16 protein-coding genes are annotated in these 17999 nt (G+C 62.2%); 9 read left to right on the top strand and 7 right to left on the bottom strand.

The genetic code is table 11. The features are described from left to right. Position 1 precedes the first annotated feature (1 nt). The 7 genes from ACVWZP_RS23000 (at position 2) to yccS (ending at position 10493) form a co-directional block, all read left to right on the top strand. Positions 2-1444 carry a TldD/PmbA family protein gene (locus ACVWZP_RS23000; RefSeq protein WP_046381792.1) on the top strand — a complete coding sequence of 481 codons (1443 nt, stop codon included), beginning with the start codon at positions 2-4 and terminating at the stop codon, positions 1442-1444. After that, complete coding sequence (locus ACVWZP_RS22995; RefSeq protein ID WP_301555564.1) at positions 1444-2760, top strand: TldD/PmbA family protein; 1317 nt, start codon at positions 1444-1446, stop codon at positions 2758-2760. Before ACVWZP_RS23000 ends, ACVWZP_RS22995 begins: the two co-directional genes overlap by 1 nt. Before the next feature lie 236 nt (positions 2761-2996). Then, complete coding sequence (locus tag ACVWZP_RS22990; RefSeq protein ID WP_017844942.1) at positions 2997-3887, top strand: alpha/beta fold hydrolase; 891 nt, start codon at positions 2997-2999, stop codon at positions 3885-3887. A 35-nt stretch (positions 3888-3922) separates the two neighbouring features. Beyond that, a complete protein-coding gene (gene mdtD, locus ACVWZP_RS22985; protein ID WP_017844943.1) occupies positions 3923-5350 on the top strand; it encodes a multidrug transporter subunit MdtD in 1428 nt (475 codons plus the stop codon). A gap of 131 nt (positions 5351-5481) precedes the next feature. Further along, positions 5482-6819, top strand: coding sequence for an ATP-dependent RNA helicase DbpA (gene dbpA / locus ACVWZP_RS22980; RefSeq protein ID WP_231590016.1), 1338 nt, complete (start codon positions 5482-5484; stop codon positions 6817-6819). Between the two features lie 150 nt (positions 6820-6969). Continuing rightward, entirely contained in the window at positions 6970-8148 is a 1179-nt protein-coding gene (locus tag ACVWZP_RS22975) for a BaiN/RdsA family NAD(P)/FAD-dependent oxidoreductase (protein ID WP_126585132.1), read from the top strand. Positions 8149-8309: 161 nt separating this feature from the next. Further along, a complete protein-coding gene (gene yccS, locus ACVWZP_RS22970) occupies positions 8310-10493 on the top strand; it encodes a YccS family putative transporter (RefSeq protein WP_079444853.1) in 2184 nt (727 codons plus the stop codon). Between the two features lie 4 nt (positions 10494-10497). Here the strand turns inward: yccS and ACVWZP_RS22965 are convergent, their stop codons facing one another. Next, entirely contained in the window at positions 10498-11235 is a 738-nt protein-coding gene (locus ACVWZP_RS22965) for a substrate-binding periplasmic protein (protein WP_177031772.1), read from the bottom strand. Between the two features lie 202 nt (positions 11236-11437). On the opposite strand from ACVWZP_RS22965, the gene ACVWZP_RS22960 reads away from it, so the two are divergent. Further along, a complete protein-coding gene (locus tag ACVWZP_RS22960) occupies positions 11438-11890 on the top strand; it encodes a GNAT family N-acetyltransferase (protein WP_017844948.1) in 453 nt (150 codons plus the stop codon). A 35-nt stretch (positions 11891-11925) separates the two neighbouring features. Here ACVWZP_RS22960 and ACVWZP_RS22955 read toward each other — a convergent pair whose 3' ends face one another. The 3 genes from ACVWZP_RS22955 to ACVWZP_RS22945 are packed head-to-tail and all read right to left on the bottom strand — an operon-like array spanning position 11926 to position 14891. Beyond that, complete coding sequence (locus ACVWZP_RS22955; protein WP_046381788.1) at positions 11926-12222, bottom strand: winged helix-turn-helix domain-containing protein; 297 nt, start codon at positions 12220-12222, stop codon at positions 11926-11928. Between the two features lie 19 nt (positions 12223-12241). Further along, complete coding sequence (locus ACVWZP_RS22950; RefSeq protein ID WP_010207148.1) at positions 12242-12742, bottom strand: M48 metallopeptidase family protein; 501 nt, start codon at positions 12740-12742, stop codon at positions 12242-12244. Positions 12743-12785: 43 nt separating this feature from the next. Beyond that, the gene (locus tag ACVWZP_RS22945; RefSeq protein ID WP_108524897.1) at positions 12786-14891 is read right to left on the bottom strand and encodes a putative bifunctional diguanylate cyclase/phosphodiesterase; all 2106 of its coding nucleotides are present in this window, start codon (positions 14889-14891) and stop codon (positions 12786-12788) included. Between the two features lie 312 nt (positions 14892-15203). On the opposite strand from ACVWZP_RS22945, the gene ACVWZP_RS22940 reads away from it, so the two are divergent. After that, positions 15204-15869: a polysaccharide lyase family 7 protein gene (locus tag ACVWZP_RS22940; protein WP_046381787.1), complete on the top strand. Its 666-nt coding sequence runs from the start codon at positions 15204-15206 to the stop codon at positions 15867-15869. A gap of 150 nt (positions 15870-16019) precedes the next feature. On the opposite strand, the gene fba is transcribed toward ACVWZP_RS22940, so the two are convergent. The 3 genes from fba to ACVWZP_RS22925 form a co-directional block, all read right to left on the bottom strand. Then, on the bottom strand, positions 16020-17084 hold the full coding sequence (gene fba / locus ACVWZP_RS22935; protein ID WP_003177554.1) for a class II fructose-bisphosphate aldolase: 1065 nt from the start codon (positions 17082-17084) through the stop codon (positions 16020-16022). Between the two features lie 281 nt (positions 17085-17365). Further along, on the bottom strand, positions 17366-17698 hold the full coding sequence (locus ACVWZP_RS22930) for an MliC family protein (protein ID WP_046381786.1): 333 nt from the start codon (positions 17696-17698) through the stop codon (positions 17366-17368). A gap of 60 nt (positions 17699-17758) precedes the next feature. Continuing rightward, a complete protein-coding gene (locus ACVWZP_RS22925; RefSeq protein ID WP_017844953.1) occupies positions 17759-17986 on the bottom strand; it encodes a hypothetical protein in 228 nt (75 codons plus the stop codon). Between the last annotated feature and the right edge of the window lie 13 nt (positions 17987-17999).

Genomic DNA, 17999 nt, shown 5'->3' with positions numbered 1-17999 from the left:
CATGTTCGAACACCACGCCACACTCAAAAAGCATTTCAGTGCCCTGCGCACCACCGCCGAGTTTTTCTCCCTGCGTTACGTGCGCGAATCCGGCCACTACCTGTCGGTGCGCAAGAACGTCGCCGCACCGCCGCACCTGAACCACGACGAAGGCGCCATGCTCACCGTGCGCGTCAACGGTGTCGAAACCTACGCCGCGACCCACGATATTTCCCTGCCCGGCCTGCAAGCTGCGCTCGAGCGTGCCGAACAGCAAGCACGCCTGATAAAACCCCACGCCCTGCTCGACCTGCGCGAGCAACACGTGTCCAGCGACGTCGCCGATTACCTGTCGCCCCACCTTGAGCAAGCCTTCCCCTCCTTGAGCGACTGCTACCAATTGCTCGGCGCTGAATCCGCAGCCGTGCCCCGGGACGAGCGCCTGGTGAACTGGGAAGTCAGCCTCGGCCTGAGCCACGTCGAACAGATCTACCTCAACAGCGCCGGCGCGGAACTGCGCCAGGCCCAGCGTTTTGTGTTCCCTGGCGTCAACGTCACGGCCTACGACGGCAACGACAGCCAGTCGCGCACCCTCGGCGGCAGCAACTTCGGCCAGCAAGGCGGGTTTGATGTGATCGAGCGCTTCGGCCTGGTCGGCGCCGCGCCGCGCATCGCCGACGAAGCCCTGCAACTGCTGCTGGCGCCGAACACGCCGCAGGGCCCGCGCGACCTGCTGTTGATGCCCGACCAGATGATCCTGCAGATCCACGAATCGATCGGCCATCCGCTGGAACTCGACCGCATCCTCGGTGACGAGCGCAATTACGCCGGCACCAGTTTTGTGAAGGCCAGCGACTTCGGCCACCTGCAATACGGCTCCAAACTGCTCAACGTGACCTTCGACCCGGACATCCCCGAACAACTGGCCAGCTACGGCCACGACGACGACGGCACCCCGGCCAGCAAGCAATTCCTGATCCGCGAGGGGCTGCTGCTCAAGCCGCTGGGCGGGGCGTTGTCGCAATTTCGCGCAGGCATGAGCGGCGTCGCCAACAGCCGCGCCAGCAGTTGGAACCGCCCGCCGATCGACCGCATGGCCAACCTGAACATCGAGGCCGGCGACCAGAACCTGGCGCAACTGATCGGCGGCATCGAACACGGCATCCTGATGTCGACCAACCGTTCGTGGTCCATTGACGACGCGCGCAATAAATTCCAATTCGGTTGCGAATGGGGCCAGTTGATCGAAAACGGCGAACTCAAAGGCGTGGTGAAAAACCCCAACTACCGCGCCATTTCCGCGCAGTTCTGGCGCAAGCTCAGCGCCGTGGGCGACGCCAGCACCTTCCAGGTGTTGGGCACGCCGAACTGCGGCAAAGGCGAGCCCAACCAGGTGATCCGCGTCGGCCATGCCTCGCCCGCCTGTGTATTCAGCCATGTCGACGTATTTGGGGGAGACGCCTGATGAACAACTTCAAGGCATTGGTGGAGTGGCTCAAGCAGGCCCTCACCGACAAAGAACAATTTCACCTGGGCTACGCCGCGGAATCGTCCGAATTCGTGCGTTTCAACCACGCCAAGGTGCGTCAGGCCGGGCAGGTGCAACAGGCCAGCCTGACCCTCAAACTGATCAACGATGGCCGCCACGCCGACCTCGGCATCACCCTCGGCGGCGAGCCGGAGCTGGACCGCCAGCGCCTCGCCGCTGGCCTGCAACAACTGCGCGAAACCTTGCCGTTGCTGCCACACGATCCGTACCTGTTGCTGAACCACAACGCGTGGCAGAGCCAAAACGAACAGGCCCGGCCGCTGCCCGAGCTGGGCCAGGTGCTGGAAGACATCAGCCAGGCGGCACACGGCGTCGATCTGGTCGGTTTCTACGCCGCTGGCCCGATCAGCCGTGGCTTCGCCAGTTCGGACGGCGCGTTCGGCTGGCATCAGGCCAATAGTTTCAACTTCGACTTCAGCCTGTTCCACGCCAACGGCGAAGCGGTCAAAGCCAGTTACGCCGGCAATGAATGGAACAGCGCCGAGTTCGCCCGCCGCTTCCAGCAGGCTCGCGAACAGCTGGAATTCCTCGGACGGCCACTGCACAAGCTGGCGCCCGGCGAGTACCGCGCCTACCTGGCGCCGGCGGCCCTGGAAGAAATCATCAGCATCATCACCTGGGGCGGTTTTTCCGCCCAGGCCATCGCCAGCAAAAGCAGCTCGCTACAGCGGCTGTATGCCGGCGAGCAGGCGTTGAGCACGCTGGTGACGGTGGATGAGCACATCAGCGGCTCGCTGAGCCCGGCGTTCTCCAGCGAAGGCTACCCGTGCAGTGACGTCACGCTGATCAACGCCGGCCAGGGCGCCGGCCAACTGGTCAATTCGCGCAGCGCCGCCGAATACGGCCTCAGCACCAACGGAGCCAGCAGCGACGAATCCCCCAGCGCGTTGCAGATGGCGGCGGGCAGCCTGGCCCAGGCCGATATCCTCAAGCAATTGGGCACCGGGCTGTACATCAGCAACCTGTGGTACCTGAACTATTCCGACCTGCCGGCAGCGCGCCTGACCGGCATGACGCGGTTCGCCACGTTCTGGGTGGAAGACGGCGAGATCAAGGCGCCGGTCAGCACCATGCGCTTCGATGACAGCGTCTACAGCCTGCTCGGCTCACAACTCGAAGCGCTGACCGCAGAGCGCGAACTGTTGCTGTCGGCCAGTACCTACAGCCAGCGCAACACCGCGTCCAATCTGTTGCCGGGGGCATTGGTCAAGCGCCTGACCCTGACCCTCTGACCGACAGTAGTCTGCTTGTGGGAGGGGGCCCCCTCCCACATTGTTTTGTGTTGATTTCAGACATCTTGTTTCGACATGTCCTACAGCTAAATCAGACCTCTCTCACCGCCCGCCCAAGGCCGGTTGTCGCCTGTAAAAAACCCCGTTATAACGGTTAGTGGCACCCCGCCACCTAACCCACGTGCCCGCACGTGATGCATGACCTCGCCCGGGAAAAGGCAAGCTGGAGCATTGACATGAACCATGGAAGTTTTGTCATAGAAAAGCTGTTCAAGCACTACAACGTTCATGTTGAGCAACTAGGTCACCATCCGCAAAAGAAAACCGTGCTGATGGTCAATGGCGCGCTATCCACCACGCGCTCCTTCGCCCGCACCAGTAAATGCCTGGCCGAGCATTTCAATGTGCTGCTGTTCGATTTACCGTTCTCCGGCTATTCACGCGAGCACAACACCGACCTGGACCTGGTGACCAAGGACGACGAAGTGCAAATCCTGCGGGCGCTGGTGGAGCGCTTCCAGGTCAACCACCTGGTGTCGGCCTCGTGGGGCGGCATCTCCACGCTGCTGACCCTGGCACACAACCCGCCCTCCATCGAAAGCTCGGTGGTGATGGCGCTGGCGCCGAACCTCAACCAGGCGATGCTCGACTATGTGGAGCGGGTGCGCGTGCTGATCGAAGCCGACGACAAATCCGCCGTCGGCCACTTGCTCAACGACACCGTGGGCAAATACCTGTCGCCGCGACTCAAGCGCAATAACCATCGGCACCTGTCGAACATGGCCACCACCGAATACCGCCAGGCGCGCTTTCATATCCATCAGGTGCTGGCGCTGGGCGATGGCAACTACCTGCCACAGCTCAGCCGGATCGAAACACCGGTGCATTTCCTCAACGGCACGCTGGACGAATACACCCCGGCCGCCGAGGCCCGACTGTTCCAGCACTACGTAGGCCGCAGCAGCTTTGCCGTCGCCGAACATACCGGGCATCTGCTCGACCTGGAGTCCCGCGAAGCGGCGCGGGCGGTACATCGCGCGCTGCTGGACTTCCTGGTGGGCGAGCACGCGATGTTGTCGGATGTAGACGAACCTTCAGTGGGAAAAGGAGCGACGAATGGCGCATAATCGCCGACACATAGCCTCCTAACAAAAGGGATCCCATGCCAAATCGCGCCCCTCTCGATGCCAAGACCGCCCGCTGGCTCCCCTGGGTGGTCGCGATTGCCTTCTTCATGCAATCGCTGGATGGGACGATTCTCAACACGGCACTGCCGGCGATGGCCCGGGACCTCGCGGAAAACCCGCTGCGCATGCAAGGGGTGGTGATCGCCTACATGCTCACCGTCGCCTTGCTGATCCCGGCGTCGGGCTGGATCGCCGACCGCTTCGGCACCAAGAAAATCTTCTTTGGCGCGATCATGCTGTTCAGCATCGGCTCGCTGCTGTGCGCGCTGTCCAGCAGCCTGACCATGCTCGTCGGCGCGCGGGTGGTCCAGGGCCTGGGCGGTGCGCTGATGCTGCCGGTCGGCCGGCTGGTGGTGCTGCGCGCTTATCCGCGCTCCGAGCTGGTGCGGATCATGGGCTTCATCACCATCCCAGGCCTGCTCGGTCCGTTGCTCGGCCCGACCATGGGCGGCTGGATGGTGCAATACCTGACCTGGCACTGGATCTTCCTGATCAACCTGCCGGTGGGCATGATCGGCTGCTACGCCGTGTGGAAACTGATCCCCGACCTGCGCGGCAGCGAGCGCACGCGGTTCGACGGCATCGGCTTCCTGCTGTTCGGCGCGGCGATGGTGTTGATCACCATCGCCATGGAAGGCCTGGGCGAATTGCACCTGCCGCACCTGCGGGTGATGTTGCTGCTGTTCGGCGGGCTGGCCTGCCTGGCGGCCTATTGGCTGCGCGCCGGGCATATCGATAACCCGCTGTTTGCGCCGGCGCTGTTCAAGACCCGTACCTTTGCGGTGGGCATCCTGGGCAACCTGTTCGCACGCCTGGGCAGCGGCGCCTTGCCGTTTCTGGTGCCGTTGCTGTTGCAGGTGGCCTTGGGCTATTCACCGTCCCAGGCCGGGATGAGCATGCTGCCCCTGGCGGCGGCGGCGATGCTGGCCAAGTCGGTTGCACGGCCGTTGATCGAACGCCTGGGCTACCGCGTGGTGCTGACCGGTAACACCCTGGCCTTGGGCCTGATGCTGGCGAGCATGGGCCTGGTCAGCGAACAGACGCCCTACCCGCTGCTGCTGGGCATGCTGGCGATACTCGGGGCGATCAACTCCTTGCAGTTCACCGCGATGAACACCGTTACCCTGATCGACCTCGACGATGCCCAGGCCAGCAGCGGCAACAGCTTGCTGTCGGTGGTGGCACAACTGTCCCTGAGCCTCGGCGTAGCCTGCGCCGGTGCGCTGCTCGGCGGGTTCACCGCCGAATCGGGCAATGACGGCGTGAGCACGGTACTCGGCGCCTTCCAGCTGACCTTCCTCACCGTGGGCATCATGGCAATGCTGGCGGCGGCGATCTTCCTGCAACTGTCGCCAAAAGACGGCAAACGCATCGGCAGCCGCGAACACGACATCGAACACTAGCAGGCGTCTCGTCGAGAACTTGCAGGGAAAATCCCACGGGACTGCTACACTGCGCGACATTTTGTTTTTGCAGAGCCAGTCCCGTGACCACCATCGCCACCGCTTTTAATACGTTGCCGCTCTCCGCCGCCATGCTGGCTAACCTCGACTCGCTGGGTTATGCCGAGATGACGCAGATCCAGGCGCAGAGCTTGCCGGTGATCCTCAAGGGGCTGGACCTGATTGCCCAGGCCAAGACCGGCAGCGGCAAGACGGCTGCGTTCGGCATCGGCCTGCTGAACCCGATCAACCCGCGCTACTTCGGCTGCCAGGCCCTGGTGATGTGCCCGACCCGCGAGCTGGCCGACCAGGTGGCCAAGGAAATCCGTCGCCTGGCCCGCGCCGAAGACAACATCAAGGTGCTGACCCTGTGCGGCGGCGTGTCCCTCGGCCCGCAGATCGCCTCCCTGGAACATGGCGCCCACGTCATCGTCGGCACCCCGGGCCGCATCCAGCAACACCTGCGCAAGGGTTCGCTGGTGCTCGACGGCTTGAACACGCTGATCCTCGACGAAGCCGACCGCATGCTCGACATGGGTTTCTACGACGCCATCGAAGACATCATCAGCAAGACCCCGGCCCGCCGCCAGACCCTGCTGTTCTCGGCCACCTACCCGGTGAGCATCAAGCAGTTGGCCTCGAAATTCATGCGCGCGCCGCAGCAAGTGAAGGCCGAAGCGTTCCACTCCGACGACCAGATCGAGCAGCGTTTCTACGAGATCTCGCCGGAAGAACGCATGGAGGCCGTCACCAAAGTCCTCGCGCACTTCCGCCCGGCCTCGTGCGTGGCGTTCTGCTTCACCAAGCAGCAAGTGCAGGAAACCGTCGACCACCTGACCTCCAAAGGCATCTCCGCCGTCGGCCTGCATGGCGACCTGGAACAGCGTGACCGCGACCAGGTGCTGGCGATGTTCGCCAACCGCAGCACCTCGGTACTGGTCGCCACCGACGTCGCCGCCCGCGGCCTGGACATCGATTCGCTGGACATGGTGATCAACGTCGAACTGGCCCGCGACTCGGAAATCCACATCCACCGCGTCGGCCGCACCGGCCGTGCCGGTGAGACCGGGATCGCCATCAGCCTGGTGGCGCCGTCCGAAGCGCACCGCGCCCAGGCCATCGAGCAACTGCAGAAGTCGCCGCTGAACTGGGACCAACTGGACAACCTCAAGCCACAGAGCGGTGGCCCGCTGCTGCCGCAGATGAGCACCCTGTGCATCGCCGCCGGCCGTAAAGACAAGGTCCGTCCGGGCGACATCCTCGGCGCACTGACCGGTGAAGCCGGTATTCCGGGGGCCCAGGTCGGCAAGATCGCGATCTTCGATTTCCAGGCGTTTGTGGCCGTGGAACGCAGCGTCGCCAAGCAGGCGCTGCAGCGCCTGAACGACGGCAAGATCAAAGGCCGCTCGCTGCGCGTGCGGATCCTGTAAAAAACCCACCACCCTTGTAGGAGCGAGCTTGCTCGCGAAAAACCTCAACGATCACGCTGCGCTATCAGGTAGCCCGTGTCGTCTATGGGGTTTTCGCGAGCAAGCTCGCTCCTACAGGGATCGTACTGATTCATAGATGAGGACACCGTTTTGCGCTCGACCGAAGTTGTGATCATTGGCGCCGGCGCCGCAGGCTTGATGTGTGCTCTGACCGCCGCCGGACGTGGGCGCAAGGTGATGCTGATCGACCACGCGAACAAGGCCGGCAAGAAGATCCTGATGTCCGGCGGCGGTCGCTGCAACTTCACCAATATGTACACCGAACCGGCGAACTTCCTCTCGCACAACGCGCACTTCTGCAAGTCCGCCCTGGCCCGCTACACCCAATGGGACTTCATCGGCCTGGTGGCCAAGCACGGCGTGCCGTACCACGAGAAGAAGCTCGGCCAGTTGTTCTGCGATAACAAATCCAGCGACATCCTCGGCATGCTGCTCGACGAGTGCATCCAGACCGGCGTGAGCCTGCACCTGGACACCTCGATCGAAACCATCGCCAAGCTCGACAGCGGCTACCAGTTGCAGACCACCCTGGGCGAGCTGCGCTGCGAATCCCTGGTGATCGCCACCGGCGGCCTGTCGATCCCGACCCTCGGCGCGACCGGCTTCGGTTACCAGGTGGCCAGGCAATTCGGCCACGAACTGCTGCCGACCCGCGCCGGGCTGGTGCCGTTCACCATCACCGACCAGCTCAAGGAGCTGTGCGGCGAGTTATCCGGCACGTCGGTCGATTGCCTGGTCAGCTGCAACGGCCAGAGCTTTCGCGAGAACCTCCTGTTTACCCATCGCGGCCTGAGCGGGCCGGCGATTTTGCAGATTTCCTCCTATTGGGAGTCCGGCGACACGGTCGAGATCAACCTGCTGCCCGACCACGACGCCCACGCCTGGCTGCAACAGCAACAAGCCGAGCGTCCCAACAGCGAGCTGAAAACCCTGCTGGGTGAAATCTTCACCAAGAAGATGGCCAACCTGCTGGCAGAAACCTGGTTCGTGTCCAAGCCGATGAAGCAGTACACCCACGCCGAACTGGCCGACATCGCGCAAAAACTGGCGAGCTGGCAATTGGTACCGGCAGGCACCGAAGGTTATCGCACCGCCGAAGTGACGCTGGGCGGCGTGGATACGCGGGAAGTGTCGTCCAAGACCATGGAATCGCTGAAAAGCCCGGGCTTGTACTTCATCGGCGAAGTGCTGGATGTGACCGGCCACCTCGGCGGCTTCAACTTCCAGTGGGCCTGGGCGTCGGGCTACGCCGCCGCGCAATACGTCTGACACAACGCGGTAAAAATGTGGGAGGTGGGGCAAGCCCCCTCCCACATTTTGATTTTCAGTGTGCCCGGGAGAAATTTTGTGCAGTGATGTGATCACCACCCTTGCCGCAGCGTCCTTGATAGCTCAATTTAGCGGCATCGTCCCGGAAGACTCCAGCCTTCATGTCATCGACCTCGTTCAAGCAGTCCATGCGGCGCCTATGGGCACTGGATAAATTCAGTTACAGCGTTCGGGTATTCATCGCCCTCACCGGCAGCATGACGCTGTGCTGGTATCAGGATGAAATGACACTGCTGATCCCGCTGTTCCTGGGGATTATCGCCAGTGCCCTGGCCGAGACCGACGACAGTTGGCAAGGCCGCCTCAACGCCCTGGCGGTGACGCTGGTGTGTTTCAGCATTGCCGCGCTGTCGGTGGAGCTGTTGTTCCCCTACCCCTGGGCCTTCGCGGTCGCCCTGGCCCTGGCGAGTTTCGGCCTGACCATGCTCGGCGCCCTCGGTGAGCGTTATGGCGCGATTGCGTCGGCCACCTTGATCCTGTCGGTCTACACCATGATCGGCGTGGACCAGCGCGGCGGTGCCGTCACGGACTTCTGGCACGAACCGCTGCTGCTGGTGGCCGGCGCCGCCTGGTACGGTGCGCTGTCGGTGCTGTGGCAGGTGCTGTTTTCCAACCAGCCGGTGCAGCAGAGCCTGGCGCGGTTGTTTCGCGAACTGGGGCATTACCTCAAGCTCAAATCGTCGCTGTTCGAGCCGATCCGCCAGTTGAACGTGGAGGCGCGCCGCCTGGAGCTGGCCCAGCAAAACGGCCGGGTGGTGGCCGCGCTGAATGCGGCGAAGGAAATCATCCTGCACCGCGTCGGCAATGGCCGGCCGGGCTCCAAGGTCAGTCGTTACCTCAAGCTGTATTTCCTGGCCCAGGACATCCACGAACGCGCCAGCTCGTCGCACTATCCCTACAACGCCCTGGCCGAGGCCTTCTTCCACAGCGATGTGCTGTTCCGCTGCCAGCGCCTGCTGCGCCAGCAAGGCAAGGCCTGCGAGGCCCTGGCCGAATCGATCCAACTGCGCCAGCCGTTCATCTATGACGCCAGCTTCGCCGAAGCCTTGGGCGACCTGAACGCCTCCATGGAACACCTGCGCATCCAGAGCAACCCGGCCTGGCGCGGCCTGCTGCGTTCCTTGCGTGCGCTGGCGGCCAACCTGTCGACCCTCGACCGCCTGCTGGGCGACGCGAGCAACCCGGACGCCCTGGCCGACGCCAGCGACAGCAACCTGCTTGACCGCGCCCCACGCAACCTCAAGGAAATGTGGACGCGCCTGCGCACCCAGCTCACGCCGACTTCGCTGCTGTTCCGCCACGCCTTGCGCCTGGCCCTGGCGTTGACCATCGGCTATGGCACCCTGCATGCGATCCACGCTTCCCAGGGCTACTGGATCATCCTCACCACCCTGTTCGTCTGCCAGCCCAACTACGGCGCCACCCGGCGCAAGCTCGGCCAGCGGATCATCGGCACAGCCATCGGGCTCACCGTGGCCTGGGCGCTGTTCGACCTGTTCCCCAGTGCCTTGGTGCAGTCGATGTTCGCCATCGCGGCGGGCCTGGTGTTCTTTATCAACCGCACCACCCGCTACACCCTGGCCACCGCGGCGATCACCCTGATGGTGCTGTTCTGCTTCAACCAGGTGGGCGATGGCTACGGGCTGTTCCTGCCACGCCTGTTCGACACCTTGATCGGCAGCGTGATTGCCGGCCTGACCGTGTTCCTGTTCCTGCCGGACTGGCAAGGCCGGCGCCTGAACAAAGTGCTGGCCAATACCCTGACCTGCAACAGCATCTACCTGCGCCAAATCATGCAGCAATACGCCGCCGGCAAAAGCGACGACCTGGCTTACCGCCTGGCCCGACGCAACGCGCACAACGCCGACGCGGCGCTGTCCACCACCCTGGCGAATATGCTGATGGAGCCGGGGCAGTTCCGTAAGGAGGCCGACGTGGGCTTCCGCTTCCTGGTGCTGTCCCACACCTTGCTCAGCTACCTGTCGGGGCTCGGCGCGCACCGCGAAACCCAACTGCCGGCCGACGTGCGCGAGCACTTGATCGACGGCGCGGGGAAAACCCTGGCGGCGAGCATCGACGAAATCGCCACGGGGCTGGCCAATAAACAGCCGATCTCGATTCAGAGCGATGCCGAGGAAGCCTTGGCTGCGGAGCTGGAACAGATGCCGGAAGAGATCGATGAGGGGCAACGTCTGGTGCAGACGCAACTGGCGTTGATTTGCCGGCAGTTGGGGCCGTTGCGCACCCTGGCGGCCCACCTGATCAAAGACACCAGCGCGGCGTAGGCCACTACATGCCGTGCTGCTTCATCAACCGCGCATAACTGCCATCGGCCTTCATCTTGGCAATCTCGCGGTCAAAACCGGCAACGATCTGCTCATGCTCGGGGTGCTTCAGGCTGACCAGAATATGCAGGCTGTTTTCACTCAACGGCTGCGGCAAAAACTCCACCGCATTGCGCACCCGCGCCGACTCCTGCGCCAGGTAATAACGGGCAACGAATTCGTCCTCCACCGTCAGGCGTACCCGGCGCGCAACGAGCATCCGCACCGCCATGGCGAAGTTGTGTACCGGGACTTTCTGTAACTGCGTGTCCTGGTCGAACGCCGCGGAATACGCATACCCCCGCACCACGGCGATGGGATAGTCGTGCAGTTGCTCAAGGTTCTGGAACTCGATGGGATCGTCGCGACGCTTGATAAAAACCAGGCGGTTGATCAGGTATTCAGCGGAAAACTGCCCCAGGCGCGTGCGGGCCTCGTCATACCAGGCGTTGACCACCACGTCGTAGCGCCCATCGCCGACGCCCATCAACGCGCGAGCCCAGGGCACCTGCTCGAAATCACTGGCATAACCGGCGCGGGCCAAGGCTGTGCTGACAATATCGGTAGCCAGCCCGCCATTGATCAAGGTGGCATCGGTAAAGGGTGGCCAGGCATCCGCCACCAGGCGCAGACGCTGTGCGAACGCCGGCTGGGCCAGCAACAACATTCCAATCAAAGCAACGGCACGAGAAAATCGCGGCATGCTTAAAGTCCTTGGCAGGCAGGCGGTGGCCCTGGCTCAGGCGGTACCTGAGGATGTAACAGTAGCTCAGATTACACAAAGAACCCGCCGCTGAATGCATACAATGATGGCAGATTGACGTCACTGTTCCAAACAACCGATTTAGACAGAAGTGCCCGCCGCGCTTACTATCCGGGACAGACACTTCCAAGAGAATCACACCATGACAGTCGAATGGGTCTGCAAACATCACAACGACCTGGGCAAGGAGCAGCTGTACGCCATTCTGCGCCTGCGCAGCGAGGTCTTCGTTGTCGAGCAAAAGTGCGTCTACCAGGACATCGACGGGCAGGACCTGCAAGGCGATACCCACCATCTGATGGCCTGGAAAGGCGATGACCTGGTGGCCTACCTGCGCCTGCTGGACCCGGAGACCCAGGCCGGGGATGTGGTGATCGGCCGGGTGATCGTGGCACCGATGGCACGCGGCACCGGGCTGGGGCATCTGCTGATGGAAGAAACGCTCAAGCAGATTGACGATATCTGGCCAGAGACGCCGATCTTTCTCTCAGCCCAGGCGCATTTGCAGGGGTATTACGCGCGGTATGGTTTTTTGGTGGCGGGTGAGGAATACCTTGAGGACGACATTCCGCACATCGGCATGCGGCGCGCCTGATGGCCCCACCGCGTCAGCCCAGCGACCGCCAAGCCTCAGGGATAACCCAAGACCTGTTTGATCGACGCCAGATTCGCCTCGATCCACCGCCGATCGATCGCGCCCCAGTCGCGAATCCGATAGCACCCCGCATGATTGCGCGCGCCGTCTTCCTGCTCGAACTCGCAGACGATATCCAGATCCGCCAATGCCGCAATCGTGTCCTGCGCGGTGCGCCGGGGCATGCCCGTCACCTCGGTCAGCGCCGGCACGCTGCTGGCCTGCTCGCTGTCGATCAGATACGCCACGTACAGGCGGCGGTAGAAGCTGCTCTTGGTCTTGCTCACATCCATGGTCAACCGCCTTGGAAAGTCAGGGTTTGCCCTGCAGGTCGCGATACGTGAGGTACACGCGCAGGTCGAATTCCACCTGATGGTAGCCCGGCATCATGTACTCACAGAGTTTGTAGAACGCTTTGTTGTGGTCCGATTCCTTGAAGTGCGCCAGTTCGTGTACCACGATCATGCGCAGAAATTCCGGGGCGGCCTCCTTGAACAGCGCGGCGATCCGGATTTCTTTCTTGGACTTCAGATTGCCGCCCTGCACCCGCGAAATCGTGGTGTGCAGGCCGAGGGCGCGGTGGGTCAGGTCGAGGCGGTTATCGAATAGCACTTTGTCGATAGCCGGCGCGTTGCGCAGGTGCTCCTGCTTCAAGGCCAGCGCGTAGGCATACAGGGCCTTGTCGCTCTGCACGGCGTGACGTTCGGGGTAACGCTGCTCCAGGTAGGCGCCCAACTGGTCCTTGGCGATCAGTTGGCGCACTTGCTCCTGAAGGGCAGCGGGATAGGCCTGGAGGTATTTCAGCGCGGTCATTGAGGTCTGCAACAGGGTTCGAATGGGCGCCAGTGTAGCGAATTCAGCAGGAACGGGCGCGCAACCAGTCGACCACCGCCCCGGCCATCAACGGTGGGGCCGCCCATGGCCCCTGGACAAACGGGCAACCATTGGCCTTGAGCCACTGGGCTTGCTCCAGCGTCTCTACGCCCTCGGCGACTACCAGCACGCCGAAATGCCCGCACAACTCGATAATGCTGCGGGCCATCGCCGCATCCCGCGCCGAGCCCGGCAGGCCCGCGACCAATTGGCGGTCCAGCTTGAGCGTGTCGAATGGCAGGTCGCGCAGATGGGCCAGGGAACAGTGGCCGGAACCGAAGTCATCCAGGGCGATGCGTACCCCCACCGCGCGCAGTAACTTGAACTGCTTGGCGGACGCTTCGAGGTTATGCATCAGGCTGTCCTCGCCGATTTCCACCTCCAACTGGCGCCCCTGCAACCCATGTCGGTCGAGTACCTGCTGCAGTTGGCTCGCCAGGTTGGGCATGTTGAACTGGCTGCTGCTCAGGCTCACGCTCAACACCAGTTCATCCTCGAACATGGCTTGCCACACCTGACGCTGAGCGGCGACCTGGTGGTAGATCCAGGCACTCAACTGGCTGATCAGCCGCGCCTCTTCCAGCAGCGGCAAAAACAGCCCCGGCGGTACATCGCCGACACTCGGGTGCTGCCAGCGCAACAACGCCTCGACGCCGCGCAGATGGCCGTCCTCCAGAGACACCTGGGGCTGGTACACCAGGGTGAAATCCTTGTTCTGGATGGCGTTGCGCACGCTGTCCTCGAGCATCAGCCGCGAGCGGGCGCGACCGTTCATTTCCTGATCGTAATAGCGATATTGCTGACGCCCCGCACGCTTGGCCTCATACATGGCGATATCAGCCGCACGCAACAGGCCGCCCAAGTCCGAGCCGCAATCCGGAAAAGTCGCGATGCCGATGCTGACCCCGAGCATCACCTCCAAGCCATCCACCTGTTGGCAAACAGACACCCGCTCGATCAGTTTTTCCGCAATCTTCGCCGCCTGTTCGGGGAACTCCAGCTCCAACAACGCCGTGAATTCATCCCCGCCCATGCGTCCGAGAATGTCGTAGGAACGCAGGCAGCTCTGCAACTGTTCCGAAACCCAGCGCAGCACCCGATCACCCGCGTCATGCCCCAGCGAGTCGTTGACCCGTTTGAAGCCGTCGAGGTCCAGGTACAACAAGACCAGCGACTGCTCGGTGCGATCGCTGCGCAGCAGGGAGTTTTCCACGGCCTGGTAAAAGCCACGGCGGTTCAACAACCCGGTCAGCGGGTCGGTCACCGCCTGGAACTCCAGTTGCTGATGCAGGTGGCAGACCTCGGACATGTCCAGCACGGTCACCACCATGGCCTTCTGCTCGGCGGGCAACGGCGCACAAGAGAGCGCCACCGGCACCTGCTGACCGCGGCCGGTACGCAAGATCGCATCATGCAAACGCCAGGTTTGGCCTTGACGGAAACCGGCGTACATCTGCGATTCCAGCCAGGCAGGCACATGGGGTTTTTGCAGGAAACTCAAAAAATCCTTGCCCTTGAGCTCATCGTGCGTGGCATTGAGCAGGCGCGAAATCGCCGGGTTGGCGTACTCGATCACGCCCGCATCACTCACCACAAGGATGCCTTCGGCGGCGTTGTCCAGCACCGAGGCATTGAAGGCGCGGGCGGACTCCAGGTCATGGCTCAGGCGCTGCAACGCCCGACGGGTGCGCTGCTGCTCCAGCAACGCCTGGACCTTGGGTTTGAGGATATGCGGGTCGAAGGGTTTAAACAGGTAATCGATGGCGCCGCTGGCATAACCTTCCAGCACGGCGGCCGGCGATTGCGCATTCGCGCTGAGAAAGATGATCGGCGTCATGCGCGTGCGCTGGCTGCCGCGCATCAGGCGGGCGACTTCAAAACCGTCCATGCCGGGCATCATCACGTCGAGCAGCACCAGGTCTACCTCGTGCTGGAGCAACAGTTCCAGAGCCTCCAGGCCGGAACCGGCGGTCACCACCTGCCAGTCATCACGTTGCAAAAGGGCGCGCATGCTAATCAGATTTTCCGGGTAGTCATCGACCACCAGAAGAACCGAACCGCCATCGCCTTGGTGTGGAGCGCATTCCATGCTACGTCTCTTCCTTAAGGTGCCGCACCGGTCAGTTCTGACAGAAAACCCGGGCAAGCACTGAGGTCTCACTCTAGCCTTGGTTCCCAAAAATCAGAAGTGAAGCGGGTGCCATCATCGCACCAAAGACTGCTAAGCCGACTAACGGTCAACCCCTGCAGCCCACGGTTCATGGGGAACATGGCTTTTTGACATTCCCTTGGCGCCAATAACTTGCCAGGCATTCATTAACAAGCGGCGGACTACCGCCTATAAAGATGCTGTCTGGCCCAAGGGCCAAAGCCTATACCTATCTGTAAAAAGGCCTACGCCATGATTGATCTTTCCACCTGGAACCTGAGCATTCCGGTCGGCTCGCCTCCCGCGACCATCGACACCCCGAAGCTGATGAGCGGCTTCAATGACCAATATTTCCAGGCCGAAGGCAGCAACGTGCAATTCTGGACACCCGTCACCGGCACACGCACCGAGAACGCCATTTACCCCCGCAGCGAACTGCGCGAAACCTACGCCGACGGGCGCCTGCGCAACTGGACCTACCCCGAAGCCGACAATTATCTGCGCGCCACGCTGGCCGTCAACCAGGTGCCCTCCTCCGGGAAAATCGTCATCGGCCAGATCCACGCCTACGACAGCCAGAAACCCTTGATCAAGGTGGAATACCAGTTCAAGGAAAAAACCCAGACCGGCAACATCGTCGCCAAGGTCCGCATGCGCCCGGACGACGATGAAAGCCGGGTGATCATCGTCGCCTCCAATGTGCCGCTGGAGAAGAGTTTTACCTACGTGATCAACCTCAACAAAGCCGGGTTGCTGAGTGTGGAAGCCGCCGACGGGCAGTGGAACGAGCGCATTGGCGCGGCCTGGGGCAGCAAGCCGCTGTATTTCAAGGCGGGGGCGTATGTGCAGGACAACAGCGGGGATAGCAAGGAAGGGGCGAAGGTGACGTTTGCGAAGTTGGATATTGATCACGAGTGAACGGATTGGCCTCATTACGAGCACTGGTAAACGCCGTTCCCCTGTGTAGCCTTAGGACTCGGTGCTGGTCCTACGCGCCTGCAAGCTGATCAAATTCCAGCCGCAAAAAAAGCCCGCATCGCTGCGGGCTTCTTTTTAAACGCTTGAGGCTCAGTTCACCTTAGCGTTCAACTCACCTTTCAGGTAACGCTGGTACATCGCTTCCAGGGAGATCGGCTTGATCTTCGAAGCATTGCCCGCAGTACCAAACGCTTCATAACGTGCGATACACACATCGCGCATCGCAGTCACGGTGGCGCCGAAGAATTTACGTGGGTCGAATTCGCTCGGGTTGGTGGCCATCAGGCGACGCATCGCGCCGGTGGATGCCAGGCGCAGGTCGGTGTCGATGTTGACCTTGCGCACGCCGTACTTGATGCCTTCGACGATTTCTTCAACCGGTACGCCGTAGGTTTCTTTGATGTCGCCGCCGTACTGGTTGATGATCGCCAGCCACTCTTGCGGCACCGAGGAAGAACCGTGCATCACCAGGTGGGTGTTGGGGATGCGCTTGTGGATTTCCTTGATGCGGTCGATGGCCAGCACGTCGCCGGTAGGCGGCTTGGTGAACTTGTAGGCGCCGTGGCTGGTGCCGATGGCGATGGCCAGGGCGTCGACCTGGGTCTTCTTGACGAAGTCGGCGGCTTCTTCCGGGTCGGTCAGCATCTGGCTGTGATCCAGCACGCCTTCGGCGCCGATGCCGTCTTCTTCGCCAGCCATGCCGGTTTCCAGGGAACCCAGGCAGCCCAGCTCGCCTTCAACCGAGACGCCGCAGGCGTGAGCCATGGCCACGGTTTGTTGGGTGACGCGCACGTTGTACTCGTAGTCGGTCGGGGTCTTGCCGTCTTCGCCGAGGGAGCCGTCCATCATTACCGAGCTGAAGCCCAGTTGGATGGAACGCTGGCACACGTCCGGGCTGGTGCCGTGGTCCTGGTGCATGCACACCGGGATGTGCGGGAATTCTTCGATCGCGGCGAGGATCAGGTGACGCAGGAACGGGGCGCCGGCGTATTTACGCGCACCGGCCGAAGCCTGGACGATCACTGGGGAGTCAGTCTTGTCAGCGGCTTCCATGATGGCGCGCATCTGCTCAAGGTTGTTGACGTTAAAGGCTGGGACGCCGTAGCCGAACTCGGCTGCGTGGTCCAGCATTTGACGCATGCTGATAAGTGCCATTGTGTTGTCTCTCCCGGTCGAGGGTCGTTAATCGTGCAAGCCTGCCGTAGCGGCGGCTGCTATTCAAGTTATTGCCGGTCAGGCTTTGCATACCTGGCCTGCTGAATCGTTTTTTCACTATCCGGTTCACCGCCTGTATCACTTTGGAACCGGATCAATGTGGGAGGGGGCTTGCCCGCGATGGCGATTTACCTGTCGACATCGCGGGTGGCTGACCCAACGCTATCGGGGGCAAGCCCCCTCCCACATTGGGATCTCATTAATGTTGAGACCGTGTTCTTTTACTGGGCCTTGCAGCCACGTCCGATCAAATCGTCGGTGGCCACCCAGTAAACCAGGCCTTCCTCACCTTTTGTGTGAAACGCCAACTGATCGTTGCTGTAGAGCACACCCGATGCCGCCACGTCCTGCTTGAGGCGGTAAACCTGGGTCGAGCCGCCGAGGCGGACATCCACTTCGGTGCGGGCCGGGTTGGCAAAGCGCCAGTTGACCTCGGCCTTGCTGTCGCAGGTCCAGGTCGTCCATTTGTCGGCAGGCTCTGCCTTGTTGAACATGTTCATGCTGCTGCAACCGGCCAGTAACGCCAGTGCTACCAGGGCGAAAACGCCTTTCATTGCCAATCCTCGCACGCAGGCCTTGGGCCTGCGTTGCAGTCGGTTAGTTGATCAGACCCTTCAAGGGCAACCCTGTTCCTGACCGTTGGGCGCAGAGTCGTATTTCTCCAGCCGTTCGTTGCCCATGCGCTTGTTGATCACCGGCATGGTCTCGGCTTGCCAATCGGCTTGGTAGCAGCTTTTTTTCTGCGCCGGCAGCGCCTTTCCAGGTGCCGGCGCCGCGCTCGGCGTGCTGCCGCAGCCGGCCAACAGGCCCGCTGCGATCACCAGTGCCAACGACTTGATCATGGGAATGCTCCTT

Source organism: Pseudomonas sp. TE36184 (genome assembly GCF_054060055.1).
The sequence above is the reverse complement of the archived record's forward strand: the minus strand, read 5'-3'. Positions and strand labels throughout refer to the sequence as shown.

Coding starts and splice junctions, on each gene's coding strand:
- ACVWZP_RS22940 (WP_046381787.1), top strand. CDS start 15,204: ATGATTGATCTTTCCACCTGGAACCTGAGCATTCCGGTCGGCTCGCCT.
- ACVWZP_RS22995 (WP_301555564.1), top strand. CDS start 1,444: ATGAACAACTTCAAGGCATTGGTGGAGTGGCTCAAGCAGGCCCTCACC.
- fba (WP_003177554.1), bottom strand. CDS start 17,084: ATGGCACTTATCAGCATGCGTCAAATGCTGGACCACGCAGCCGAGTTC.
- yccS (WP_079444853.1), top strand. CDS start 8,310: ATGTCATCGACCTCGTTCAAGCAGTCCATGCGGCGCCTATGGGCACTG.
- ACVWZP_RS22955 (WP_046381788.1), bottom strand. CDS start 12,222: ATGGATGTGAGCAAGACCAAGAGCAGCTTCTACCGCCGCCTGTACGTG.
- ACVWZP_RS22990 (WP_017844942.1), top strand. CDS start 2,997: ATGAACCATGGAAGTTTTGTCATAGAAAAGCTGTTCAAGCACTACAAC.
- ACVWZP_RS23000 (WP_046381792.1), top strand. CDS start 2: ATGTTCGAACACCACGCCACACTCAAAAAGCATTTCAGTGCCCTGCGC.
- ACVWZP_RS22960 (WP_017844948.1), top strand. CDS start 11,438: ATGACAGTCGAATGGGTCTGCAAACATCACAACGACCTGGGCAAGGAG.
- ACVWZP_RS22950 (WP_010207148.1), bottom strand. CDS start 12,742: ATGACCGCGCTGAAATACCTCCAGGCCTATCCCGCTGCCCTTCAGGAG.
- mdtD (WP_017844943.1), top strand. CDS start 3,923: ATGCCAAATCGCGCCCCTCTCGATGCCAAGACCGCCCGCTGGCTCCCC.
- ACVWZP_RS22965 (WP_177031772.1), bottom strand. CDS start 11,235: ATGCCGCGATTTTCTCGTGCCGTTGCTTTGATTGGAATGTTGTTGCTG.
- ACVWZP_RS22925 (WP_017844953.1), bottom strand. CDS start 17,986: ATGATCAAGTCGTTGGCACTGGTGATCGCAGCGGGCCTGTTGGCCGGC.
- ACVWZP_RS22930 (WP_046381786.1), bottom strand. CDS start 17,698: ATGAAAGGCGTTTTCGCCCTGGTAGCACTGGCGTTACTGGCCGGTTGC.
- ACVWZP_RS22945 (WP_108524897.1), bottom strand. CDS start 14,891: ATGGAATGCGCTCCACACCAAGGCGATGGCGGTTCGGTTCTTCTGGTG.
- dbpA (WP_231590016.1), top strand. CDS start 5,482: ATGCTGGCTAACCTCGACTCGCTGGGTTATGCCGAGATGACGCAGATC.